This window comes from Halobacteriovorax sp. RT-2-3, assembly GCF_047085075.1.
Classification (GTDB): Bacteria; Bdellovibrionota; Bacteriovoracia; order Bacteriovoracales; family Bacteriovoracaceae; genus Halobacteriovorax_A.
Window position 1 is genome coordinate 714,605 of sequence record NZ_JBKIYF010000001.1, and the last position, 24,750, is coordinate 739,354.

A 24,750-nucleotide genomic window follows, 5' to 3' on the forward strand; every position below is an offset into this window, starting at 1 on the left:
AAGAAAAAGTTGATAGATTAAGGGTATGAACTATTACTTTTATCGACCAGAAATTTCGAGCTATCAAGGTGAGGCCTTTCGCGTTAAAGAAAGGCAGTCACTAGGCCAACTTGGTATCAAGTGCGTGGACACACCTATTGAGATCCCAGAGGGCGAAAGCGTCATTGTTATCTCAACGAGCTATACGAATAATGAGAGTATTGTTAAATCACTAGAGCACGCCAATATTGTCCTCTGGATTCATCCAAACTCGGGCTATGATAACTTCTCACTTGAGTTTGTGAAAAGAGCAAAATTCCCAATTGTTTTAGGAAATGAGATTAGAGCAAATGCAGTAGCGCAATTCTACCTTCAAGCATTACTCAATCATCAAGGACAAATTCCTTACAGACGCCAATGGGATGAAGCACGAAGCTATAATCGAGAACTCTTGCACACAAAGAAAACTCTAATCATCGGACGTGGACCAATTGGTGCAAGACTTGGCAATGCTCTTGAAACATTGAATGTAAAAGTTAGCTATTACGATCCATACCAAAATAAGCAGCAAAATAACAAATACCTAAAAGAAGAACTGACAAAGTCAGATATCATCATCATGGCATGTTCATTGAATAAGACTTCTTACCATATTCTTAATGAAGAGATGTTTACTTTATTAAAAAAAGACACTCTTATTATGAATGCGGCCAGAGGAAAATTAATTGAGCAACAGGCCTTAATAAACTTTCTAAGTAATAATAAAGATGCTCATGCAATTATCGACGTCTTTGAGAAAGAGCCAATAGACTTTAATCAATTTAAGCAACTTTCTAATATAACTCTAAGTTCCCATATTGCAGGAGTGTACAAGGGAATTAACGATGCTATTATAAAGTTTGAAAAGCGTGTGATTCGTGATTACCTACACGATCAAGACCTTGACCTTTACAAGACAGCACTACTAAGCTCTCGTGTTAAAGGCGATTTTTTAATTTAAATTTAAGGGAATATATATGAGTGACAAGAATGAAACATTATTAAATGACTACCTTTGCCCTCCAGGCTTTGGTGTATTCACAGTTAACACAGCAAAAGAGAGAAAAGATAAGCTAACTCAAGTGCTTTATAAAACGACTGAAGATGCCGCAATCAGATCGGCATGGAGTAATGAACTTAACAAACTTTCTAACGTAAAAGGTTGTGCAATTCTTGGTGTCGCATCCGACTGTGGAGGAGGGATCCAAAGAGGTGCAAACTGGGGACCTTTATTCTTAAGAAACACATTAATCGAAGACCATTTAGATACTTATAAGCAATGTTTTGACCTAGGTGATATCAGAGTTATTCCTCACCTTCTGCATGACAAGTACTTAAATGATGAAACAATAAAGAGTGCACAAAATGCATTGTACGGTGGAAAGAACTTAAGTGTCTCTCCACTAAGTATTGCCAAAGCAAGTGTTGATGAAGTCTTTAAACATAATAAGGATTTAAAAATCTTCAGTATCGGTGGAGATCACTCAGTAAGTTTTCCACTAGTAAAATCATGGATCAACAATAGAAGATCACTTGGAAAGAAAGTAGGCCTTATTCACTTTGATGCACATACTGACCTGTTAAGAGAAAGACTTGGTATTGATTATTGTTTTGGTTCTTGGCTAACTCATGTTCTGGATGATCTTGAAACACCAAAGCATTGCTATCAATTTGGCATTCGTTCAACTGGAAAATCAAAAGAACACTGGGAAAGTGAATTTGGACTCAATCAGTATTGGGCAAAAGACGTTAAGGAAATAGGAGCAAAAGAATTAGCACTTAAAACAGTAGCAGAACTTAAGGCCCAAGGAATTGAAGAAATTTATATTAGCTTTGATATTGATGCCCTCGATGAAAGTGTTGCCAGCGCAACAGGCACACCTGAACCAGAGGGACTGATGCCACACGAATGTGCTATAATGATAAAAGAGTTTACTAATGCCTTTAACCTAACTGGTGCAGACATGGTTGAAATTGCTCCACTTGTAGGCTTAAGCGAAGAAGGCTCTCGAACAACACTTGAAGTAGGGGCCGCAATGAGTGCTCTTATGATGGAGGCCATGATTAGTGCCAATAATTGAATTCCCACCAGTCGAAGTCGCAGATGAGCAAGGGCTACTAGCTATTGGTGGAGATCTCCACCATGACTCCCTTTTATTGGCGTATCAAAATGGAATCTTTCCATGGCCAATATCTCAAGAGTATCCCCTAGCTTGGTTTTCCCCTCCACAAAGAGGAGTTATTCGCCTTGAAGACATTCAAATAAGTCGTTCTCTTATTAAGTTTATAAAAAAGTGTGACTGGACTGTTACCTTTAACAAAGACTTTCTATCTGTGATCAGAAACTGTCAGCAGATTCACTCAGACTCCATTGAAGGAACTTGGATTACTGATGAAATCGTCGAAGGCTACTTTAATCTTTTTCATCAAAACCTTGCTTATAGTGTCGAGGTATGGAATCAAGAAAAAGACCTAATTGGAGGACTCTACGGCGTAAGCATGGGACACTTCTTAAGTGGTGAATCAATGTTCTACAAGGAATCAAATGCTTCAAAGATCGCATTATTAGCAATTCTTCATGTCGTCAAACAATACACTATTGCATTCTTAGATACGCAAATGGTGACTCCAATTACAAAGTCCTTTGGTGCAATCGAACAAGACCGAAGTCTATTTATCAATCAAATAGCTCCGCTATTTGCACAAACACCACTTGTCTTTTCAGAAAATGAAATTTTAGTACGTGACCTACTGAAGTCTTTTTAACTTTATATACAGAGCAACTCTTTTGATAAAAATTGCAAGGCGCCATCTATTTCTATAAATATTTTTTGAAAGAATCATTTTATAATTTCCTCTTCACTAATTCCTAAAGCATTCCACTCACAAGCAATTTGTGAAAGTGCAAATTTCTTCAATCTTTTAGAGAAGTATTTTAAGTTTGCCATTGTTGGTGACATTAAGTGAAATCGATCTAACATACCATCTTCTTTAATATACGATAGGATTGAAACTTCACCAGATGAAACCTGAGTTGTAGCAAGAAAAATTCCAGATTTAGTTATATTTGTATCAGTATCACTTTCATTTCTAATAATAGGATACTCTTCACAAATTTTTATAATATTTGAATATGTATTTTTTAGTTCTTTTAATCGAATTAAAAGTAATTCGTAAGTTGTTCCCTTTAGGGCCAAGAATTCCGCTTTTGCCAGATCATTGTACTCATAGAAAGGCTCATACTTTTTGATATTGTATTGATAACCATAACTTTGTAGTGGCATAGACTTAAGAGAGAAGCCTAAAGCAGCAAGATTAGAATTAAAATAATTATCTAAATTGAGAAAGAATTTATTCCCCTCAACTGTCGCTAAAATATCAGTAACGACATCTTGATAGTCATGAATACGATCTCTAACATCATAAACCCATTTGCGATCTTCAGTATTAATAAGTTTTACAAGATCTTCTTTCGTTTTAATATCAGTTATATTAATTAAGCCTGAAAGAGTTTCAACTTGATGATTTAGGATCTGATAAACTTCATTGAAAGAAGAGCGATTAAATACTCTTTCTAAACATTTTAAATTTTCAAGTGCACAAAAAATTTCATAAATAAACATGCGATGAATTTTCACAGCACTACTATTAACTTTGCTTGTAATGTACTCGCAGAGTTCGAGAGCAAGAAGAGATGTAATATTCTTTAGAGGAAGATCAGACTCTAATAAAAGCGAAATAGCCTCATCAACTCCCTTACCTTCGATATTCTTTTCTATTGATTTTGATTTATTAAAATCAAAGTCAAACGCAACATCATCGATATGATCTTCATCTATATTAAAACGAATTTTAGAATCTGAAATTGACGAGTCAAATTTTCGAATAGGAACTTCAATTTCTTCCCCTGTAACACTTAAAGGCGCAAAGTAATCAGAGCAAAGTTCGACCTGAGATTCATCTAGAAGATGATTATCCTTCTCTAAATAGTACTTTGCTTTAGGAGAGACAATCTCATATTGTATGCGATCTGTTTTGCGATAAAAATGTACACCATAGTTACGACTAACTTCTGCTTCAAACCAAGTCATTGACTCAAATAAGTGTCCAAAAGATTGTGCCGTTTGCCCATAACTTAAAGCTAGTGCATAAAAAATTCGTTTATGATCATTTAGATTTTGAAATTGATAAATTAATAAGAAACGAGAATTTAAAAGATTATATTTATCCTTTAAGTCGTTAGCATTTAGAAGATCAATACAAGATAGGCCAGTAAAGACAATATGCTGATCATCAAAGTGTGCCAGCATTAACATTGAAAGCTCGGCCTTTGACTTAACTTGAACTATATCTGTTACTTCAAAAATATTCATCTATTTAGTTTTCCAATTACTCTAAAGTGAATCTTACATCATAAGGAAAAATCGGCGCTGAATTCTCTTCTTTAGGAGCACAGCTTTGTTTCTTTCCATTTGACCACACCCAATTATATATCTTTTGATTGAATGTGTCTGCCCCACTATCATATTCAATATAACGATAATATGGTGCTCCCGAATTGGATGCACTAGATAATAATGTTATCGCTGCAGGAAATGAAGCAGCAATTTCATTATCTCGACAACCTCCAATTAATTTTCTTTGATCCACAACGAATTTACCTTTACTATTTCTCACGTTGCGAACCCATGTCTTTAAGCGACAATCAAAATAGTAACCTGTATGAACAGCATTTTCAAAAGCAGTTAAGAACTCAAGTTTCCAATGTTTATCTTTCTCTTTTTGTATATTGAAAGGTCGAACATATTTACGACATAGACTGAATCGATCAAGGTGATTACGATAAAAGTCGATAAAGCGTTTCGAAAGCCCTTCTTCTTTTTGAAAAATATCAAGAGCATCATCATAAACTTTTCGGCAAGATGTTTTTAGTGTTTGAAGTTCATCATTAGAAAATAGATGACCAGAGTTTATAACATACTTCAGCGCGCGATTTGGAAGAATTGGAGACTCAAGACGATAAGCACCCTTTAATTTTCGGCCGACATCATTTCTTCCCATTGAGTTTTCAATAAATGCTTTGGCATATCCCCAATCCACATATTTTTTTAGAGTATTTAGGCCCTGTACTTCTTGAAGAGACTCATCAAGCATACTTTTTGCAACAAGAATAACTTCAGACTCCCAGTCATCATTTAGGTCGCATAGTCCTGTTAAACAAGACTTCAAGATATACCCTCCGATTATTTGTACCTGAACAGTTTCTTCTCGTGGAAAACTTCCATCAACAAGGTATTTTAGATCACCAAAAACAGCTACACGTTGAGGTTTTCCATTACGCCCAAGAAGTCTTGGAATCACGGCCCAAGAAAAATTTGGAGTATGAACTTTAGAAGTATAATCATTCCAGATGTCTTTTTCTTTACATAATTTTCTTTCTTTAAAAATTCGTCCACTAACTAAATCGAGCTCAAAGTTAACTTCACTATCACGGGGCGTCGTAATAAAAACGTCTACAAGTTTAGTACGCATATCCATACGAGGTGCAAAGTCGAAGAATAAGTGAGGAACAACTCTACCTTCATAAGTTAGATAATTAAAATTCCCCTCTCCTGCAAACCAAGTAGGCTTAACTTGCGATGTGGGAAGGACAATTTTTTTTGTTGCACAACCTACAATAAAAATTGCAAGTAAAAGAAAAATGAATTTAGTAGTTTTTTTGAATTGACAAATATACACGTTATAGTCCAAAATCGTTAAACACAAATAGCGGTTCGGTGTTGGAATTGGTAGACAATCTGGATTTAAAATCCAGTGGGGGCAACCCCGTGCGGGTTCAAGTCCCGCCCGAACCACCATTTCCTTTTCTTAATTATCAACGGATACATTTATTTTTTCAAGAACTTAGACTGATCTAGTCTGTTTTTTTAATGTGCATTGCGAAATAGTTGATTAAGCTGCTTTTTTTGCTTCTTCATTATCGTTGAGAATATCAATCATACACTCTCCGATAACTTCCATAATTGCGTCTGAAACAGACTCAAAACGAAGACCAAAGCCTCTTGGACGATTCTTAGATGCCCTCATGATTGTGAAGTCAATAGCGACAGCGCGGCCAAAAATCCCCTCTGAGATATAAATCGTTCCACGAGTATTTTTGTCAAATTCTTTCTCAAACTTAGTCACTTCAACAAAGCCACCACTTAGTGATAAGTTAGTAAGGTATCCCTTATACTCTTTTTGAACACCAACAAGCGAGAATGAAACTAGTTCTTGTAATTCGACACGATACTCAGTTCTTTCGATTTGATACTTATTATTTTCAGGATTTTCTTTATCTTCAAATATTAGTTGTGCTTGTGTATTAAGCTCAAGACAGTCTTTTGCTGCAACCCAAGGTGCACCTGCCTTCTTTTTAACAAGAGTGGAAGACGTAACAATCTTCTTTTCAAAATCAACAAGCATTTCATCAAAACGTAAAGGACCGACAACGCCAGCTCCTGTATCGTATTGCCATGTTTTCTTATTTGAAATTTCAAACGACTTACCGTTCTTAAGGCCTTCTATATTCAAGCGATCAAGTTCTTCATCATCAGCTTGTGCACGTGTTGCAATTTCAAGCCCTCCACTAGAGATATCAAACTCACCAGTGGCCTCTTCACTAAGATCAATTTCAACCGTACGATCTTCGTCTTCTAGTACAAGAGAGTCACGAGGAATGAGGTTAATCCTTGGAGTACTTGGAGTGTTATCTTCGCTAACAACTTCTTCAATTTCAACTGAATCATTTACGGCCGAAATTCCAATCTTGCTATCTGTGTATGATTTAAAATTTGCTAACTCTTGTTCAGCGACTTCTAACTTAGCATTTAAGGCCTTGGCCTTAGCAATAACCTTTGAAAGATTCTTTCTTGCTAATTTATTTTCAACTGCAAGATTTTTATATTTTATTTTAAGAGCATTAAACTTTGATTGATATTCTTGAGTATTAGTATTTCCATCCTCAAGTTCACGCGTTGTTGATAGAACTTTTGTAATCTTACGATTTACATCGCTAATTAAACTTGTTTCATCTAACACAGACTCTAATTTTGTAAGAATGGCCTCACTACGATCACCACTCGAAGAGCCAACAAGTTGCGTGATATCACCGATTCTCTCTTCTACAGAGGAAATTTTCTCACTAAACTCTTCTCGAAGTTGTACACCAATTGCAGAAACTTCTTCTTTTACAATTTTTGAAATTGCATCTAATAGATCATTATTATGATTATTCTTAATTTCTAATTCTTCCAATTTAATACTGTATCCATTTGGTGCCGAAGCTGGTTTTTCAAATGTCTCAGGAGCTTGCTTAAGAGCATCTGTAATTACACGAGGTAAACTCATCTTAGACAACTCAACCCATTGAGACTTTTTAACGTCAAAACCAAATTGGTTTGAAAAAACGATTCCAGAAAGCGCTTCAATATAGAGATCATTAAGATCGATCTCTCTAAAAGTTGTGAATGTGTCTGCAATGAAAAGTTTCTTCAATACTTCCTCTACTATTCTTTCTAGTATATCGGTAAGATTTAAACTAAAATTTAATAATATTAGCTATTTACTCTGTTTTTGTTTACAAACTTCTATTTGAAACCAAATAAGGTATTGATTTTTGGATAATTACAATAAAAACCACTTACAAAAAAAAGAAGAAAAATTGGCCGATTTAATAGGCTTTCAAACAGAAGTTATTGAAATCATCGAAGAACTTTTAAATAAGAATAATTTAAAATCTTCCGAAGAACTCTACCTATGTGGCCTAAAAGAAGAGGCCATTAATACCTCACTCTTAGACTTTTATGAAATTCTACAAAAGCTAAATGAATTAGAGAATTATAAAGAATTCACAGTATGTGATATTGGCGCATCCTATGCAAAGATGGCATTCGTGGCCAATCACTTCTTTCCAAATATTAAAGTCATTAGTATTGAACCAGTCAAAGAGCGCATCGAATATGGCCTCGACAAACTCAAAGACACAAAACATATTTTTATCAACGATGTCTTTAAAGAGGAATTAATTAAAAACCATAAAATTGATTACTTCTTTCTCTATTTTCCAGTTGGTAAAATTCTTGATGATATTATCACCCAACTTAATGCTCCTGTCGTTGCTATTGAGTCGCATGGCGAACTTCTAAACCGTTTAGGACATAGCTTTTCTCAAAAAGAAGTCCTAACAAAACTAAACTTTGCCCGTCACAATCCTCATAGCTATCTTTTTACAAGGCCATCAGAATCAAGCTTATATAAGGCATTTAAAGCGTTTCAAAAAAAAGAAGATGAAGTTATCATCATCAACGATCAAAGGCCATGGTTAGCAGACTCAGAAGGCCTAGCCCACTACTTTGATGAGAAAGATAAAATTACCCTTGAGCTTAAGTGTCCACTTCGAACAATTTTCTTTAATGAAGATTTAGAGACGGCCAACTCTTGTAACTTCTCAAAACCGATACAACTTCTCATTCAAAAGCGTCGAGCAAATGAAAAAGTTGATGGTTATTTAATTCGAAAAATATTTTTGGATGGGAGTTTTGAGCTGTCTTCAGGTGAAATAAAAAAGGCACCCTAAGGTGCCTTTTAAATATTTGCTTAGATGTTAAGTGGTTTTTTATCAAAAGCATCAAGAGCAGCTTCTTTGAATGCTTCAGAGTAAGTTGGGTGCGCATGACAAATACGTCCAATATCCTCAGCAGCAGCTCTAAATTCCATTGCCACAACTGCTTCTGCAATTAAGTCAGCAGCACGAGGACCGACAATGTGTACTCCTAAAATCTCATCTGTTTCTTTACAAGCAAGTACTTTTACAAAACCAGCTGATTCGTTTGAAGCACGAGCACGTCCACTTGCTTTAAATGGAAACTTCCCTGCTTTATATGGAGTCTTATTAGCTTTTAGCTCTTGTTCTGTTACACCAACTGAAGCAACCTCTGGCCAAGTATAAACAACACCTGGAATTAGATTGTAGTTAATATGTGGTTTTTGACCAGCAATGATTTCAGCACAAACAACACCTTCTTCCTCAGCTTTGTGAGCAAGCATAGCACCTGTTGTAACATCACCAATTGCATAGATATGAGAAACGTTAGTTCTTAAATGATCGTCAGTGATAACACGCCCACGCTCATCAAGATTTACACCAGCATTTTCAAGACCAAGATTGTCAGTATATGGACGACGCCCAACTGCCATTAGACAGTAGTCACCGTCTAATTTGATTTCTTCATCGTTCTTCTTATTCTTAGCTTTTACGATTACTTTTTCGCCCTTTCTAACAACTTCAGTTACACCGTGACCAGTATAGAATTCCATACCTTGTTTCTTAAGAACTTTAGTCATCTCTTTTGCACAGTCTTTATCCATTGTCGCAAGAATTGAATCTGCATACTCGACAACAGAAACTTTAGAACCAAGTCTTAAAAATACTGAACCAAGCTCTAGACCAATAACACCACCACCAATTACGATGAAGTGCTTTGGAAGTGTTTCAAGCTTTAGGGCCTCAGTTGAAGTGATAATTCTTTCTTTATCAATTTCAATCCCAGGAATTGTCGCTGGCTTTGAACCAGTTGCAATAATGAAGTGTTTGGCCTTAAGAGTTTCCTCTTTCTCACCTGAAACTTTAAGAGTGTGAGCATCAACGAAAGATCCAAACCCATGGAAAGTCTCAACTTTATTCTTACCCATTAAGTAAGTAATACCACCAGAAGTATCTGCAACAACACCAGCTACACGCTCTGCCATCTTCTTAATATCGGCCTTTACTTTACCTGTTGTGATTCCGTGTGCTTCAAATTCATGAGTTGCTTCATGAAATTTCTCACTTGAATCAAGCCATGCTTTCGATGGAATACATCCAACGTTTAAGCATGTTCCACCAAGTGTATTATATTTTTCTACAATTGCTGTCTTCATACCAAGTTGCGCGCAACGTACGGCACTGATATATCCACCAGGGCCTGAACCAATAACAACAACATCAAATTCTTTACTCATATATAATCCTTAATCTTCTTTAATATACTTATTAGATGTCCAGTAGCATTCTGGCCGGATCCTCAATCATCTCTTTAACCATCTTAAGGAATGTTACTGATTCCTTACCATCGATGATTCTGTGGTCATAAGAAAGTGCTAAGTACATTACAGGGTGAATAACAACCTGACCGTTTACAGCTACTGGTCTTTCAACAATATTGTGCATTCCTAGAATCGCTGATTGTGGAACGTTAATAATTGGAGTTGAAAGCATTGAACCGAAAACACCACCATTTGTGATAGTGAATGTACCACCAGTCATTTCATCTACTGTAAGCTTTCCATCACGCCCTTTAAGAGCAAGTCTTCTTACTTCTTTTTCAATTTGAGCAAGGCTTAAGCTTTCTGCGTTTCTAATTACTGGAACAACAAGACCTTTTGGAGTAGATACCGCGATACCAACATCTGCATAGTCGTGATAGATGATATTTTCACCATCAATTTGTGCATTAACACCTTTGATTTCCATAAGTGCTTTTGTACATGCTTTTGTGAAGAAAGACATGAAACCTAGTCCGATGTCGTGCTTGTCTTTGAAAGCATCTTTATATTTCTTACGAAGCTCCATTACATTGAACATATCAACTTCGTTGAAAGTCGTAAGCATTGCAGTCGTATTCTTTGCTTCCACAAGACGCTTAGCAATTGTCTTACGAATACGCTTCATTTTTACTTCTTCTTTTGCTCTACTTGCACCACCCATTGGAGCTTGAACAGCAATTTCCTGTGCAGGAGCAGGCTTTGCAGCGGCAACTGGAGCAGCTTTTGGAGCAGCACTTGCGTTCATTGCATCAGCCTTAGTGATACGGCCATCTTTACCTGAACCAGCAACTGAACCAGCATCAACACCTTTTTCTGCAAGAATTTTAGCAGCTGCTGGAGATGGATAATTCTTATCCCCACCCGAAACAGGAGCACTTGCCGGTGTATTTGGAGTTTCAACTGTTGTAGGAGCATCATCACTTGAAGCTTGTGTCGGAGCTGCAGATGTATCTAACTCAGCTACAACAGCACCAATTTCAAGTTCAGCACCTTCTTCTGCGATAATTCTAATGATACCACTTTCTTCCGCAGGAAGAGGAAGTGTTGCTTTATCTGATTCAACTTCAACTAGTTCATCACCTTCACTAACATAGTCACCGTCAGCTACTAGCCACTCACCTAGAGCAACTTCTGTAATTGATTCACCAATTGGTGGAATAGTAATTTTTACGATTGCCATTTTCTTTTCCTTATTTATTTAAATGCATTCTCTACAATTGTTTCTTGTTCTTTCATGTGTACTGAAGCGTATCCTGTCGCAGGAGATGCCGAAGCTTTTCTTGAGATACAATCAATATCTCTAAAAGTATCGCGCCAGCGATTTAAGTGCATCCATGCTCCCATATTTGAAGGCTCTTCTTGTACCCAACGATGTGTTGCGTTTGGATACTTATCAAGGATCGCCTTAATTTTTTCAGTTGGAAGAGGATATAATTGTTCAAGACGAACAACTGCAACATCTTTACGATCATTTTCTTGTTGGTACTTAAGTAGATCGTAGTAAATCTTACCTGTACAAAGAACGACCTTCTTAACGTCTTTTGGGTTCACCCAAGTATCATCAAATACTTCTTCAAACTTACCAGTTGTGAAGTCTTCAACTTTTGACTGACATAGAGGATGTCTTAAAAGTGACTTCGGAGTGAAAACAACAAGAGGCTTTCTAAACTCCCACTTAAGCTGACGTCTAAGAGCATGGAACATATTTGCTGGAGTTGTAATATTACAAACAACCATATTCTCTTCAGCACATTGCTGTAAGAACCTTTCTGGACGACAAGAAGAGTGTTCAGGTCCTGCTCCTTCATAACCGTGAGGCAGAAGCATTACTAAGTTACACATTCTTCTCCACTTACTTTCTGCTGCTGAAATGAACTGATCAATTACGATTTGAGCACCGTTAGTGAAGTCACCAAATTGTGCTTCCCAGATATTAAGAGCGTGAGGTGTTGCTTGCGAGTAACCATATTCAAATGCAAGTACCGCATACTCAGAAAGAAGTGAGTTATAGATATAGAAGTTTCCTTGACCTGTCGTAAGGTGCTCAAGGCCACAGTATGCTTTATTTGTTTTCTCATCAAAAACTTTTGCGTGACGGTGTGAGAATGTCCCACGAATAACGTCTTCACCAGAGAAGCGTACATCGTTACCTTCAGTTAGGATTGAGCCGTACGCAAATAACTCAGCAAGTGCCCAATCAATTTGACCATTTTCAAAAGAAGCCTTTCTTTGATCAAGAAGCTTTTGTGCTTTTCTTAGAGTTTTAAATCCTTCAGGAGTCTGCGTGATTGATGAAATAATATTCTCAAGTGTCTTCTTATCAACACTTGTATCAGGTGAATTAGTAAAATCCTCTAGAGTTGAAAAACGAACGTTCTTCCACTGCTGGTGAGGCCCTGGAACTTTCTTAGGAATTACATTTTGCTTAACATTGTTAAAACGATCCGAAAGAAGGTTTTTGTATTCTTCTTGCATTTCTTTTGCCACGGCCTTATCAACTGCACCGTGACTAGCAAGCTCTTCAATATACATTTCACGAGGATTCTTATGCTTTGAAATCATCCCGTATAATTCTGGTTGAGTATACTTCGGCTCATCACCTTCGTTGTGTCCGTGCTTACGGTAACAAACCATATCAACGAAAACATCGCGCTTAAATTTTTGTCTGAACTTAACTGCAAGCTCACATGCGTAAACAACGTCTTCTGGACAATCACCATTTACGTGAATAACTGGAATATTTAGCATCTTAGCAACAGATGTTGAGTAGTGTGATGAACGGGCATCTGTAAAGTCAGTAGTAAAACCAATTTGGTTATTAATAACAAAGTGAAGAGATCCACCAGTGCGGTAACCTGGAAGCTCAGACATTTGAAGTGTTTCGTAAACAATCCCTTGTCCCGCAACGGCCGCATCACCGTGAATAACAATTGGGATAATCTTGCTCTCATCTCCATCGTAAGCAATATCAATCTGAGCACGAGCATAACCAGTTGCTACTGGTGAAACTGTTTCTAAGTGTGATGGGTTTGGAAGAAGCTTTAAGTAAACTTCGTTATTATCTTCAGTCTTAGTTACTGAAGTGAAGCCCATGTGATACTTAACATCACCATCACCTTGACCAGCAAGTTGCTCAAGAGAGTTTCCTTCAAATTCAGAAAAGATATACTCATAAGTTTTCCCTAGAGTATTAGCTAGAACGTTTAGACGTCCACGGTGTGCCATACCAATAATAAATTCTTTAGCACCTAGTCTTGCACCTTCGTTAATAAATGCATCAAGCCCTGGGATTGTCGACTCTCCACCTTCAAGTGAAAATCTTTTTTGTCCCGTATATTTTGTTTGAAGAAAGTTTTCAAAAACATTTGCTTCATTCAATTTGTGTAGGATTCTTTTTTTCTTATCAACATCGAAATTTTTGTTCAGGTAAGTTGTTTCAAACTCTTCTCTAAACCAACGTCTCATCTCAGTATCAGTTGAGTGCATATACTCAACACCGATCTTTCCACAGTAAAGCTTCATCATGTGGTCCATGATATTTTTTAGAGTCGTAGCACCAAGGCCAACAAACTCACCACAAGTGAATACTTCGTTTAAATCAGCATCTGTTAGATCATAGTCTTGAAGAGAGATACGTGCATGACGATCTAGTCTTGGACGAATTGGATTTGTATCCGAAAGAAGATGTCCTCTTGATCTAAAAGATTGAATTAGCCTGAATACGTTGAATTCTTTACGTAACTTCTCATCACTTACTTCACCACCGGCACTTGTGCTACCTTTACCGGCACCGAATTCAAAACCTAGAAAAAAGTTGCGCCAACTTTCTTCTACTTCCATCGGGTTTGATTCGTATTGTTCGTAGAGAGAGTCAATGTAAGAAATGTCTGAACTTGATAGTGTTGAAAAGTCGAATTTATCCATTTGATTTAAATCCATTTTACCGCTTTGCGGCTATTACAAAATTAATAATTTAGGCACGTTAATATACCTTATATCTTAACAGTTCGTGAAGTTTTCTTTTTGCACAGGCAAGCTTTGACTAGATAAAAATCAAAGTGATAAAGTTCGATCAACTACCCAACTTTTCACAGGAGAAATTATGGACTCACAAAAATATATGAGTGATGCAATTAGAACAGAATCAAGAGATTTTGATGCGATGAACACACGTCTAAATGACGATGGAATTAAGAGACTTCTTCACGCTGGAATTGGTCTTTCGACGGAAGCTGGAGAATTCCTCGATGCTCTAAAGAAGCATATATTCTATGGTAAGGAGCTTGACCGAGTAAATCTAGCAGAAGAGCTTGGTGATCTTTTCTGGTACATGGCCATCGTTGGTGATGAACTTGGGATTAAATTTGAAGATGTAATGGAGCGCAATATCACAAAGCTTAAGGCGCGCTACGGCGAAAAATTTAGTGAAGAAAAGGCCGACAATAGAGACCTAGATAGCGAAAGAAAAATTCTTGAGGAACAGGCGTTTAATTAATGAGAATTAACAAAATCTTTATATTTGGAATGGGCCTTTTATTAGGCCTGTTAACTTCATGTCAAAGTGAAAAACTGCAAATTTATAGTGCCACTGGCCCGACCATGGGTACGACATACCATATCAAGTATCTTGCACCTAATGGATTCGACGAGGATTCGGTAAAAAAAGATATTGAGATAAGATTAGATGAAGTCAACAAGGCCATGAGTACTTACATCAATGACTCAGAAATTTCACTCTTTAATAAAATGGCCAAGAGTGAAAAATTCTATCCAGGCCCAGACTTTAGCAGAACTCTAAAGCACGCCCTAGACGTTGCAAAGAAGACTGATGGTACATTTGATCCAACAATCGGAACGCTTGTAAACCTTTGGGGATTTGGTCCAACTGGAAAACGCAAGATTCCTTCAAAAGAAGATATTGAAGAGGCCAAGAAGAAAGTTGGTTACGAAAAGATAATCTTTAAAGATGGCGTCTTAACAAAAAGTATTGATGGTGTGTATCTTGATTTATCTGCTTCGGCCAAGGGTTACGGTGTTGATGCACTAGTTGAACTTCTACAGGCCAAAGGAATTAAGAACGCTCTTGTCGAAGTTGGCGGTGAAGTTAGAACAATGGGCGAATCTCTAACACGCCCGTGGCGTATTGGTGTTGAGTCCCCTAGTAATAAAGATGGTAATCCAGTTGTGAAGGTTGTGAAAATCAAGAATGTTGCCTTAGCAACATCTGGCGACTATCGAAATTTTTTCAAAGAAGGTGGCAAGCGCTACCAGCATACAATAAATTTCAAATCAGGTTCACCTGTTGAATCTCAACTTGCTTCGGTTAGTGTTATCTCTGAGACTTGTATGGATGCGGATGCTTGGGCAACGGCCCTTATGGCCATGGGTGCAAAGAAAGCAATTGCTTACGCTAAAGAAAATAACTTGAAGGCGTTCTTCATCTATCGTTCTGACGATGGTTCAGCAAAGTATTTAGAGACATCAACGCCAGGATTTGATAAGGTGACAGAGTAATCTAATCGGATATTTTTCTATTGGAGAATTTTATGGATGCTAACATTAAACTATTCCTAATTACTTTCGCTGTTCTTGCTCTATCAATTACAGGAATGGCCGTTGGTGTAATTATTTCTAACCGTAAGCTACAAGGCTCATGTGGTGGACTTGGAAAGCTGATTGGTGAAGATTGCCAATTCTGCGACAAGAAGGATGAGTGTACAGAAAATCCAGAGCAGGCCGAAGACTGTCTAAAAGCTTAATCTAAAATACAAATCAAATATGCATAAAGGCCCCATTTTGGGGCCTTTGTTGTTCATAGATAGGGCCAAAAAGCGCCCCTTTCCCATACGACACCACCCACAAATCTCTAAGTAGCTGATTGTACGTGTTCAATTTTTGGCACAGTTCATGCTTTTACTATAGCAACAAAGCTCTTAAACAGGATGTTTAAAGCTGAAGGCTTCAGGAAGAACGAACTTAGCGGAAAAGAGGCCATTATGAAAAGTACATTAAGGAGAGCACTTTACATCACTTTAGGATTAGTTATGTTATCGATAACAATCCAAGAGAAAGTTCACGCAAGAACTATGAAGAGAATCACGCCAGAGCAGATCCAAAAACTAGATCGCGCTATGGCAATTGAGACCTTCAATGGTGAATTCCTCGACATCACAAGTGTTGCAAAAATTAAAAAGACTTTTGGGAATCTAGAAGGATTTAAAGATGGTGCACAAATCCAATTAGCAAATGGAGATGTACTAACTGCAAGAGATATTCGTTTTCTATATGTAGAAAGACTCAAGCAACAAAAGGAGAAAAGATTAGAAGTGGGGCGTACTCCACACGACGAAGAATAGTCGGAAATATTTTGGGAATCTGTAACTAATTTGCTACGTCTTCCTTAGTAGCAATGACCAGTAAGACATCCGGGTCGCTCGAAAGAGCGGCCCTTCTTTTTTTATCTGCAATAATTTTACGCCCATTTGGCAGCATCAAATAGATAATGCGAAACCCTGCTTCAGTCACGATCTTCTCATATTCAAGGTAGTCGAGAACTGTAACTGATAGGTCAGTAAGAAGCATCTCTTTGCTCTTAACCATCGCTTCAAAACAAAAAACTCCCCCACTATTCAAACGCTTAAAGACATTTCTTATATACTGAGAAATTTCATCTTTAGATTGTAAGTAATGAATTTGGTGAGCATCTAAAATAAGATCAAATGAGCGCTCGATCTGATCTAACTTGAGACTAGATAAACACTGAAATTCGAAATTGTTAAAATTTTGGCGGGCCTTATAAATGGCCTCTTCAGAAATATCGATGCCTAATAATTGAGAGAAATTGAAATTGGCCAAATTTAGACCTTGCCCACATCCAACCTCAAGGACTTCAATTTTATCGCTCTCAAACTTTACAAGAGTGAGGGCCTTTTGAACTAAGTCAATAAGAGTCTGAGATTTGAGAAAGTGATCGCTTTCTTTATGGGCCTGATTAAATTGATTCACAATTTAATATAGCGGCCCCATATCTTTAAAGTCACCATCAAAACCAGTTGAGAAAAAGAAATCATTAGGAGAAAGCCCTAACTTTCCACTAGGAGGAAGTTTTCCACCGAAATAGATTTGCCATCCCTTAGGATTTTTATCATAGGTCATTGGAGCTGGTTTAAACTTCTCAATAGCATAAACGCTTTTAAGAAGCTTGTAGATGAACTCCGAACAATAAAGCTTATCATCATCCCAAAGATAATCGTGATCAAAGTCCATTCCAAGAAAGATTGACTTGTAATTTTCAATTAATTTTCTTTTCTTTGAGAAATTAATATGCTTTGGACGAATAACGTGTGGGACCTTATTCGAGTATGCTAGAAATGATTTTAGTGGCAGGTGGTGAACGCTTCCAAGAGATTGAGCAACATAAACTTGAGAACCTAGTTTTAGAACAATTCCAGAGTGAGAAAATGGGCCACCAGTTTCATTTTCGATCAGCTCACAACTGAAACAGTCCATATCTAACAAGATCACATCACCTGTTTGCAGATCACTTAATGGCAGTGCCACAGTTTTAAGGCTTACAAAAATAGAAATTAACACCAACAAACGTCTAAAATTCACAACCAAACCCCTGTAATAACAGAAACTTAAACGATAAAACAGCAATTGCCCTACTATTAAAAACTTAGGCTTTGCTGTTATACTAAGTAAGTAACTAGATTGATAGCCTAAAAAAGCAGGAAAAGTAAAAATGAAAGGCATTATTTTAACACTCATATTTTTAAGTTTTGCACTTGGACACTTCGAAGTCTTTGCGACGACAAACTGCCCGACAGGACAGGTTTTCAACGCTAGTTTGAATCGTTGTATGTATACAGAGGGTTCAATAAAGAATCGAGATGAGTATCAGGATTGTGACTCTAAATCGAGTGAGAGTGAACGCAATGCTTGTATGAAAGCAGCGGCCGATGCCAGACAACAAAAAACAATTAATGAGCTAAATGCTGGACGAGTTTCCGATAGTGATGTTGAAAGTAAAGGTAAGGGTAATTTAATAACTGGCTTTGCAGAAGCTTGGGGGATCGTTACAGGAGTTACGGCCCTAGTAGTTCCTAAGTTCTTTAACGGAGAAGATGCTGCCAAATCAACAACAAATGAGTCGGCTCCAGTAGACCCAAAGGTAGAGCCGAAAGTAGATGCAAAGGTAGAACAATCAAGTGGCGCTGATACAAATTCATCAGAAGTATCAAAAGATGAAAACCGTTCAAGCTGTAAGTCTTGTATGCTGGTTGGTGCGATCTCGGCCTATAGCTTCTATCAAACAAAAATCAACAAAGAAGACGTAAAGAAGAAAACAAAAGAGTTTAAAGAAGAATACGAAGAAATCTCAAAAGACCCTGAAACAATGAAGAATGCTCAAATTGCGGCATTTGATATGCTAGAAAAAGAACAAGAATATTTAGCAGATGTTTCTTCAAAACAGGCAAAACAATATAAAACACTGGCCCTAGGATATACAGCGGCAGCAGCTGTTGCAGTTTATGAGACATTTTCATCATTTGGGACAAGCTGTATGAACCAATCCCCAGGTGAAGCTGGTGGCGCTTCGAAGTGGAATTTCAGCGATATGGCAAATGGCTTTCGCTCGATCACTAATAATCCATGTACAGTTATTGTGGCCTCAGCAGTAACAGTCCCTGCGGCACTTACTGTTTCAAATCAAGCAAAGAAGAATAATAAAGATGCCAAATCGAATGTTGAGCAGATTAAGATTTTAAAAGAGAAGTATGTAAAGAGTGTTGCTTCATTTTGTCCAGATGGAAGAGATAGCTTAAGCAACCCTGCTTGTTACTGTTATACAGCACAAGGAAATAAGAATCCTAACCGCGAGAAATCTAAGACATGTCAGGACTACTGGAATAAGTATTCTGGATCATATGTAGCATCAGCTGACTCATCACGAGCAGCTCAAAGTACGAATCCACAAGGCTGTTTCTATGTTGATGGAAAGTTTGATCGCGAGTGTAATTGTCGTAAGCTAAAAAATAATAAGGGAGAAAATGCTTGTAAGAAGATTACGGTATCCCCTACTGCTTTAAGTTCACTTGGTGGACTTGATGTTACGGAAGCAATCAAAGCGGCCAATGCAACAACTCAGGGTAATGGTGGAACTTACAATGCTTCAACGACTGATGCACAAGCTGCCATGGCGGCCAAGGCGATGGATGCAATCAAAAAGAAGCTAGAAAATCCATTTAAGAAAAGTACAGGACTTGGACTTAGTAAGATTAGTGATGAGCTTGCAAAACAAGCGGGCCGCTATGGTGATAACAACAATGTATCAATCTTTAATGGTAACGGTGCAAGTGAAGCATTCGCTCGCTTAAGACCAACAGAGCCTTCATTTCAAGACGCAGTTGAAAATGTCTCGGCCAAGCTTCCAGCCAAGGGACTTGCAGCACCAGCAAAGAAAACTGTTAGAAAAACAACAAATAATAATACTAATCGATGGAAGTTCGATGACAACTCTAGCTCACAAGTTTTAAGTTTTGGAGCGGGAGCTGGTAATGGAGAATCGAACAAAAAATATGACTATGGTGATAACGATATTATCAAAGATAAGTCTGTTTCAATCTTTAAAGTTATCTCACATCGCTATGTTCAGTCAGGACTAAAGAAATTATTCTCTGAATAATAATTGGAAAATATATGAACAAGGTAGACAAGGAAGTCTTATTCGGAATGACAAAAGATCATCTCATTTATGATGAGAGCATCAATCGCTACTTCCACAAAGATTCATTTGAAGACTTTAAACGTTTCAAAGAAGATGCGCTAAAAGATGGTGTCGATTTCTATGTCACAAGCTCTTTTCGATCTTTCGATGACCAACTCAGAATCTGGAATGAAAAGTGCGCCGGCAAACGCCCAATCTATGATCGCACGGGAAATGAACTAGATCACACAAAACTCTCCCCTTCAGAAATTGTAAACGCTATTATCAACTGGTCGGCACTTCCAGGAACTTCTCGTCATCACTGGGGAACAGAGCTTGATGTTGTGGATGGCAATAGCTGGCCAGAAGGTTATCACATTCAATTAATTCCAGAAGAGTTTACACAGGGTGGACCATTTGCTGATTTTAGTAAGTGGCTAAATACAAAAATTGAAAATAACGAGAGTTATTCTTATTATAGGCCATATGTAGAAGATCTTGGTGGAGTTGCTCCAGAGGCATGGCATATAAGCTACAGTAAGGTTTCATCCGAGTATCATCAAGTTTACACTTACGAGCTATTTTGCGAATTATTAGAGCATGAAAAAATGAAAGAGCTTACTTTCTTAGATGAAGTAAAAGCAAGCTCTGAAAAAATTTTTCATCATTTCTTTAAGCTTTTAAACTAAGCCCTACCGCTTTTAACCAATCAGGATCATGGCCCATAAGTTTTCTTTCTTTTAGATCAAACAGTCCTGCGGTCATTTTAAATTTTGTATACACCTTACCTGTATCATCAAACATCTCTTGCTCGAAAGTTAGAACCTTACTATTAACAAAGCTTGTGGCCTTTGAGCGAATCTTTACATTTTGTCTTAGACGAAGTTCAGACTTAAAAGTGATGTTGATATCTAAAACGACAGGACCTCTTTTTTCACGCATAATGCGATCCATACCCCATCCATTCTTTGTAATCATGTCCCAACGGGCCTGCTCAAAGATAGTCAAATAGGTTGCATTATTCATATGACCAAAAGTATCGAGATGCGTCTCTTGTACTTGAAATTCGTAAATTCCCTCTTCGATATTAAAGTCTTCGATTGTATGTGCTCGTTGTGAAGTCATTTATTACACCCCTTATATACTGCTAAGTTGTTAATTTCTTTTCAATGGCCACAATCATGGGCGATCGTAAAATATGATTTTACATGGCCCGCCCCTAAAAATGAACATATTTTTAAGCACTTATCTTGTGCAACACCCCTCAAATCCCTAAATCATGCTTAAATACTCAACTTTTCGAAGAATTTAACCGATTAGAACTTATAATTTAAGTAAGGCAAACCTAACTTTCGAGTCACTTATGAGCAAGAAAACAACTATTTTAAATACTTTTACCTTAACTCTTCTAGCGGCTGCGCCACTTAATATGAGCTACGCAGGCACTGTGAATGTTGATTGTCCTGATCCAAGCACTGGTCAAATGGTGCCATTTGATATGCCATCGGATGGGCGACAAGAGATACCACAGGAAGAGATTGATAACTTTTGTGGCCAAAAGCTAGCAGAGTTTCAAAAAGATAAAGAACTTGCAAATGGTTTGGCCAATGACGGTTCTGAACCAAATCAGCCAACTTCTCCTCCACAAGATGAAGGTGACGTAGCAAGTGATAGCGCAAAACATAAAGACTGGAATGGCTGTTTACAAGAAATGATGGCCAAAGAAAATAAATCTAAGATCGAGGCTTTCAAAGCTTGTTCTAAATCTGTAACAACTCTTGATTTTAAAAATGTTGAACCTGACTTTATTGGTAGTAGTGGTGCAATTAAGTGTCAAAGGGCCTTTAAGGTTTCAGGAACAAATGGAAATGCGAATTGGCAAGATGTTGCTCAAGAGGTTTACCGAAGTGGTAAAGCAAATTCAATTGACTATACAAAGGCCGTAGCTGTTTTCATCTATGCTAATAATTCATCTGAGGTTGATGGCAATGTTATTTCTGCCGCAGTTAAAAATGTTACAGCATGTAACCAAATTGCCGCTGCATTTGGAGAGAACCTTGAAGAGGATCGTCAATCAGAAGATCAATACTCAAATCCGGAGAAACTTACTTCAATTGATGGACGTATCACTTGTCGCCTATCAGGACTTGAAACCATTGACTATGACGAGTGTTCTAACTTAGTTCTTGCTCATAATGCTGCACAACTTGGAAAGACTGCAAATGCAACTTTCCAACAATTTCAAGCGCAAGACTTTAGTACAAAACAGCAAAATAAACTAATGAATATGGATGCGTCGGAAAACGTGACAACAACTGCCCTTAAGTCACAAAAAGATGGTCTGGCCAAGCAACAAACGATGGCCGAAACACGTCGTACAATTGAAGTTGCAAGACTAGGAACGATCTTAACGATGACTTCTAGTATTCCGACTAGTGAAACATATTTTGAAACAAATGAACTTTGTAAGAGACCAGTTGAACAGGCACTTTCAGGAATTGCAGAATATATAATTAATGACGGTGGTGCAGGATCAATGGGCTCACCAGAACAGATTTGTAAGCTAAACTTTGGTAGTAAGAAGTTTTCAATTCTAAGAAACGGTGAAGCGAAAAGAGCTGGTAACCAAATCGCAGCTGAAGCTGGGGTTGATGTGGCGAAAGAACAAATGGCCGTAAGTCAGCTTGGTAAACAACAAAAAATGATTTCAAGTGCTATTGGTAAAATTGAAGGAATGGAGACAATGGAGCTTCCAGAGGACTTCTTTGAAAACCAAGATGTCTATATGGAGTTTTGTCAGGCCAACCCTGCACATGCACAATGTCAGTCAGGTTGGGCAAATACAGTTAATGTCCCATCATTTGGTGACTACTCGGTAGGTGGATTTGGTACAAATCAGGCATACCAACACACAGAACAAGATCAAGCGGTAGCTGCAACTGCCGCAAGTACAGATGACCCAACATCAGCAGGTGTGGATACATCAACTGTTGTGAATAAAGCGAAAACAGGCGGAGGACTAAAAGGTAATTTTGGGCCTGTTGCAACCGTATCAGAAGGTGGTCAAATCGCTCAAGGTGCCGGTGGTGGAGGTAGTTCACCAGGCGGTGGAGGCGGTGGCGGAGGTTCATCTGCTGGAGGTGCTGCGCAACCAGAAGCTCTATCTGGAGCTGGCGGAAGCGGGCTTAAAGGTATCAGCTATGTTGGAGGTCGTGGACCAAGCTTTGTTGGTGGAAGAGGAACGGCTTCAGTTAAGAAAAAGAATAATGGTAATCCATTTAGTAATATGTTTAAGAAGAACCAAGACCGTAATCTAAGTTCACTAAACTTTAAAGGTAAGTCGGCAATTGGTGCAAAGACAGATGATATCTTCCAGAGAATTTCGACGGCATACGACAAGGCCAACGATGCTGGAAATCTTCTGAAGTATGAAACAAAAACTCTTGAATAAAGAACACTTAGAAAACTCATAAAGTTACATATTCTAGACACTGGGGCCAATTTTTTGGCCCCATCTTATTTTCCTCTATTAGATTTCAGTCATTTAGAAACAATAAATTTGGCACGAAATGTGTATATGTATAAAGTAACCGGTCGACGAGATGTTGATGCGTCACAACGTAGACAAGATGAATTATAGAGTGCATATTTCAGGGACGAGATATGATTATTCAAGGGAAGAAACCACTAAAATGAATACAATTCAAGAAATTCTATTAAGCGAACTTACTCAATCAAGAAGCTACTTAGAAAGGATTCTACATGCTGTATGTGAATTGAGTGAAACACACCTCGATGCTAAGGCACGCCTTATTATTGAAGAGTTTAGTACTGAATACGATAAATTAGTAAGCGAATTACTGATTCCATCTCACTTTGGAGACCTTAGTCTTCTCCACCAGAATAATTTTCGCCAAGGTCGAGAAAACCTAAGGCTTATGAATAATTTGATCGAAAGCTTCATTGCTCTCGCTCCAAAAAATGACGATGAAGTTGTTGGTGTGATCACTCGCCTAATCAATCTTTCATATAAATACACTAGAGAACTACACCTTATCTTAATTGAGCGCTCGTCACTTGATGTCGCCACACCTCGTATGGGGCTTTTAAAAGCAATTGATATAAAAGAGAAGAAAGAAATCATTGTTGCAAAAGAGATTATTAAAAAAGGTCCTTTCACACTTATTGAAGGTGGAAGAATCGATGAAGATGATGATGAAATGGAGCTTGAAGAAGACTTCACTCCACCACTATACTTTCTAGAATCACTTGAGATTCTAAATCTTGCCCACTCTAAAACTGCACCAATTCTTGGAATGAATGCTAAAAGAGAAGAGAAATACGAACAGTATATTACTGAAGCACATGTCTTAGTTTCTAAAAAAGATCTCGCTGGTGCTCTTGAGTTATTCGATAAGGCCCGTGGTCACAAAGAAACAGCGGAAGTACTGACTCTTATGGGTTGGGTAACATCTCAAATGGGAAATATTGAAGATGCGAAATCACTTTGTCTAAAAGCAATTGAAATCGATCCAGAATATGGTGCTCCTTATAACGATCTAGGAACACTTCTATTAAATGAAGGTCATATCAATGAATCAATCAAATGGTATGAACTTGCAAAAAAAGCACCAAAGTACACTAATCGCGAATATCCATATATCAATGCAGGGCGCGCTTACATGCAGCTAAATAACTTTGATAAGGCAATGGAAGAATTCGAGGTTGCTCTAAAGCTAGTTCCAGAAAATCAGGAACTGCGTCATACAGTAAGCAAAATTCGCTCTAGTGTAACGAAACAAGAAAATGTCGAAAAGAGTCACGGTTTTGAAAAGTTCAAAGTTGATTTCTCTGGCCGCCAAGGGGATAATGATAACCAACCAACACAATAATTTTTA

General features: G+C 37.7%; 21 protein-coding genes and 1 tRNA gene. 13 read left to right on the forward strand and 9 right to left on the reverse strand.

Features of this window, described 5'->3' with window-relative positions; translation table 11 throughout:
* Positions 1–25: 25 nt before the first annotated feature.
* Genes ACMAYX_RS03295 through aat form a run of 3 tightly spaced genes read left to right on the forward strand, consistent with a single transcriptional unit; the run spans position 26 to position 2,784 of the window.
* On the forward strand, positions 26–979 hold the full coding sequence (locus tag ACMAYX_RS03295) for an NAD(P)-dependent oxidoreductase (protein ID WP_412471538.1): 954 nt from the start codon (positions 26–28) through the stop codon (positions 977–979).
* A gap of 16 nt (positions 980–995) precedes the next feature.
* The gene (locus tag ACMAYX_RS03300; protein ID WP_392991567.1) at positions 996–2,099 is read left to right on the forward strand and encodes an arginase family protein; all 1,104 of its coding nucleotides are present in this window, start codon (positions 996–998) and stop codon (positions 2,097–2,099) included.
* Positions 2,086–2,784 carry a leucyl/phenylalanyl-tRNA--protein transferase gene (aat, locus tag ACMAYX_RS03305; protein WP_412471539.1) on the forward strand — a complete coding sequence of 233 codons (699 nt, stop codon included), beginning with the start codon at positions 2,086–2,088 and terminating at the stop codon, positions 2,782–2,784. The genes ACMAYX_RS03300 and aat overlap by 14 nt, the downstream gene beginning before the upstream one ends.
* 74 nt (positions 2,785–2,858) lie before the next feature.
* Here the strand turns inward: aat and ACMAYX_RS03310 are convergent, their stop codons facing one another.
* Positions 2,859–4,391, reverse strand: a complete 1,533-nt coding sequence (locus tag ACMAYX_RS03310) for a hypothetical protein (protein WP_412471540.1) — start codon at positions 4,389–4,391, stop codon at positions 2,859–2,861.
* A 16-nt stretch (positions 4,392–4,407) separates the two neighbouring features.
* Positions 4,408–5,757: a hypothetical protein gene (locus ACMAYX_RS03315; RefSeq protein WP_103217555.1), complete on the reverse strand. Its 1,350-nt coding sequence runs from the start codon at positions 5,755–5,757 to the stop codon at positions 4,408–4,410.
* A gap of 32 nt (positions 5,758–5,789) precedes the next feature.
* On the opposite strand from ACMAYX_RS03315, the gene ACMAYX_RS03320 reads away from it, so the two are divergent.
* Positions 5,790–5,876: transfer RNA gene (locus ACMAYX_RS03320), tRNA-Leu, on the forward strand.
* Positions 5,877–5,970: 94 nt separating this feature from the next.
* Here the strand turns inward: ACMAYX_RS03320 and ACMAYX_RS03325 are convergent.
* Positions 5,971–7,554: a PilZ domain-containing protein gene (locus ACMAYX_RS03325; protein ID WP_392991562.1), complete on the reverse strand. Its 1,584-nt coding sequence runs from the start codon at positions 7,552–7,554 to the stop codon at positions 5,971–5,973.
* 166 nt (positions 7,555–7,720) lie between these two features.
* Between ACMAYX_RS03325 and ACMAYX_RS03330 the strand changes: the two genes are divergently transcribed.
* Complete coding sequence (locus ACMAYX_RS03330) at positions 7,721–8,635, forward strand: hypothetical protein (RefSeq protein WP_412471541.1); 915 nt, start codon at positions 7,721–7,723, stop codon at positions 8,633–8,635.
* 20 nt (positions 8,636–8,655) lie between these two features.
* Here the strand turns inward: ACMAYX_RS03330 and lpdA are convergent, their stop codons facing one another.
* The 3 genes from lpdA to ACMAYX_RS03345 are packed head-to-tail and all read right to left on the reverse strand — an operon-like array spanning position 8,656 to position 14,082.
* A complete protein-coding gene (gene lpdA / locus ACMAYX_RS03335) occupies positions 8,656–10,059 on the reverse strand; it encodes a dihydrolipoyl dehydrogenase (protein WP_103216934.1) in 1,404 nt (467 codons plus the stop codon).
* A gap of 31 nt (positions 10,060–10,090) precedes the next feature.
* The gene (odhB, locus tag ACMAYX_RS03340; protein ID WP_412471542.1) at positions 10,091–11,323 is read right to left on the reverse strand and encodes a 2-oxoglutarate dehydrogenase complex dihydrolipoyllysine-residue succinyltransferase; all 1,233 of its coding nucleotides are present in this window, start codon (positions 11,321–11,323) and stop codon (positions 10,091–10,093) included.
* A gap of 14 nt (positions 11,324–11,337) precedes the next feature.
* On the reverse strand, positions 11,338–14,082 hold the full coding sequence (locus ACMAYX_RS03345; RefSeq protein WP_233189685.1) for a 2-oxoglutarate dehydrogenase E1 component: 2,745 nt from the start codon (positions 14,080–14,082) through the stop codon (positions 11,338–11,340).
* Positions 14,083–14,245: 163 nt separating this feature from the next.
* Here ACMAYX_RS03345 and ACMAYX_RS03350 point away from each other — a divergent pair, with 163 nt between their 5' ends.
* From ACMAYX_RS03350 to ACMAYX_RS03365, 4 genes are all read left to right on the forward strand, one after another.
* Entirely contained in the window at positions 14,246–14,638 is a 393-nt protein-coding gene (locus ACMAYX_RS03350) for a nucleoside triphosphate pyrophosphohydrolase family protein (RefSeq protein ID WP_103216932.1), read from the forward strand.
* Complete coding sequence (locus tag ACMAYX_RS03355; protein WP_103216931.1) at positions 14,638–15,657, forward strand: FAD:protein FMN transferase; 1,020 nt, start codon at positions 14,638–14,640, stop codon at positions 15,655–15,657. Before ACMAYX_RS03350 ends, ACMAYX_RS03355 begins: the two co-directional genes overlap by 1 nt.
* Before the next feature lie 32 nt (positions 15,658–15,689).
* Complete coding sequence (gene nqrM, locus ACMAYX_RS03360) at positions 15,690–15,902, forward strand: (Na+)-NQR maturation NqrM (protein WP_103216930.1); 213 nt, start codon at positions 15,690–15,692, stop codon at positions 15,900–15,902.
* A 237-nt stretch (positions 15,903–16,139) separates the two neighbouring features.
* Entirely contained in the window at positions 16,140–16,499 is a 360-nt protein-coding gene (locus tag ACMAYX_RS03365; RefSeq protein ID WP_146037773.1) for a hypothetical protein, read from the forward strand.
* Between the two features lie 25 nt (positions 16,500–16,524).
* Here the strand turns inward: ACMAYX_RS03365 and ACMAYX_RS03370 are convergent, their stop codons facing one another.
* Positions 16,525–17,148, reverse strand: a complete 624-nt coding sequence (locus ACMAYX_RS03370) for a class I SAM-dependent methyltransferase (protein WP_158246789.1) — start codon at positions 17,146–17,148, stop codon at positions 16,525–16,527.
* A 3-nt stretch (positions 17,149–17,151) separates the two neighbouring features.
* Positions 17,152–17,757 carry a YiiX/YebB-like N1pC/P60 family cysteine hydrolase gene (locus ACMAYX_RS03375; RefSeq protein ID WP_158246788.1) on the reverse strand — a complete coding sequence of 202 codons (606 nt, stop codon included), beginning with the start codon at positions 17,755–17,757 and terminating at the stop codon, positions 17,152–17,154.
* Between the two features lie 130 nt (positions 17,758–17,887).
* Here ACMAYX_RS03375 and ACMAYX_RS03380 point away from each other — a divergent pair, with 130 nt between their 5' ends.
* Together ACMAYX_RS03380 and ACMAYX_RS03385 are read left to right on the forward strand one after the other, a co-directional pair.
* The gene (locus ACMAYX_RS03380; protein WP_412469680.1) at positions 17,888–19,831 is read left to right on the forward strand and encodes a hypothetical protein; all 1,944 of its coding nucleotides are present in this window, start codon (positions 17,888–17,890) and stop codon (positions 19,829–19,831) included.
* Positions 19,832–19,845: 14 nt separating this feature from the next.
* Positions 19,846–20,541, forward strand: a complete 696-nt coding sequence (locus ACMAYX_RS03385; protein WP_412471543.1) for a M15 family metallopeptidase — start codon at positions 19,846–19,848, stop codon at positions 20,539–20,541.
* On the opposite strand, the gene ACMAYX_RS03390 is transcribed toward ACMAYX_RS03385, so the two are convergent.
* Positions 20,525–20,977 carry an acyl-CoA thioesterase gene (locus ACMAYX_RS03390; RefSeq protein ID WP_103216924.1) on the reverse strand — a complete coding sequence of 151 codons (453 nt, stop codon included), beginning with the start codon at positions 20,975–20,977 and terminating at the stop codon, positions 20,525–20,527. The two genes, ACMAYX_RS03385 and ACMAYX_RS03390, sit on opposite strands and share 17 nt — an antisense overlap.
* 238 nt (positions 20,978–21,215) lie before the next feature.
* On the opposite strand from ACMAYX_RS03390, the gene ACMAYX_RS03395 reads away from it, so the two are divergent.
* Positions 21,216–23,303 carry a hypothetical protein gene (locus tag ACMAYX_RS03395; RefSeq protein ID WP_103216923.1) on the forward strand — a complete coding sequence of 696 codons (2,088 nt, stop codon included), beginning with the start codon at positions 21,216–21,218 and terminating at the stop codon, positions 23,301–23,303.
* 241 nt (positions 23,304–23,544) lie between these two features.
* Positions 23,545–24,744 carry a tetratricopeptide repeat protein gene (locus tag ACMAYX_RS03400; protein WP_158246787.1) on the forward strand — a complete coding sequence of 400 codons (1,200 nt, stop codon included), beginning with the start codon at positions 23,545–23,547 and terminating at the stop codon, positions 24,742–24,744.
* Positions 24,745–24,750 lie beyond the last annotated feature (6 nt).

Bases quoted from the DNA above. Each gene is read 5' to 3' on its own strand.
- ACMAYX_RS03295 (WP_412471538.1), top strand. From the start codon at position 26: ATGAACTATTACTTTTATCGACCAGAAATTTCGAGCTATCAAGGTGAG.
- ACMAYX_RS03300 (WP_392991567.1), top strand. From the start codon at position 996: ATGAGTGACAAGAATGAAACATTATTAAATGACTACCTTTGCCCTCCA.
- ACMAYX_RS03310 (WP_412471540.1), bottom strand. From the start codon at position 4,391: ATGAATATTTTTGAAGTAACAGATATAGTTCAAGTTAAGTCAAAGGCC.
- lpdA (WP_103216934.1), bottom strand. From the start codon at position 10,059: ATGAGTAAAGAATTTGATGTTGTTGTTATTGGTTCAGGCCCTGGTGGA.
- odhB (WP_412471542.1), bottom strand. From the start codon at position 11,323: ATGGCAATCGTAAAAATTACTATTCCACCAATTGGTGAATCAATTACA.
- ACMAYX_RS03345 (WP_233189685.1), bottom strand. From the start codon at position 14,082: ATGGATTTAAATCAAATGGATAAATTCGACTTTTCAACACTATCAAGT.
- ACMAYX_RS03350 (WP_103216932.1), top strand. From the start codon at position 14,246: ATGGACTCACAAAAATATATGAGTGATGCAATTAGAACAGAATCAAGA.
- ACMAYX_RS03355 (WP_103216931.1), top strand. From the start codon at position 14,638: ATGAGAATTAACAAAATCTTTATATTTGGAATGGGCCTTTTATTAGGC.
- nqrM (WP_103216930.1), top strand. From the start codon at position 15,690: ATGGATGCTAACATTAAACTATTCCTAATTACTTTCGCTGTTCTTGCT.
- ACMAYX_RS03365 (WP_146037773.1), top strand. From the start codon at position 16,140: ATGAAAAGTACATTAAGGAGAGCACTTTACATCACTTTAGGATTAGTT.
- ACMAYX_RS03380 (WP_412469680.1), top strand. From the start codon at position 17,888: ATGAAAGGCATTATTTTAACACTCATATTTTTAAGTTTTGCACTTGGA.
- ACMAYX_RS03385 (WP_412471543.1), top strand. From the start codon at position 19,846: ATGAACAAGGTAGACAAGGAAGTCTTATTCGGAATGACAAAAGATCAT.
- ACMAYX_RS03390 (WP_103216924.1), bottom strand. From the start codon at position 20,977: ATGACTTCACAACGAGCACATACAATCGAAGACTTTAATATCGAAGAG.
- ACMAYX_RS03395 (WP_103216923.1), top strand. From the start codon at position 21,216: ATGAGCAAGAAAACAACTATTTTAAATACTTTTACCTTAACTCTTCTA.
- ACMAYX_RS03400 (WP_158246787.1), top strand. From the start codon at position 23,545: ATGAATACAATTCAAGAAATTCTATTAAGCGAACTTACTCAATCAAGA.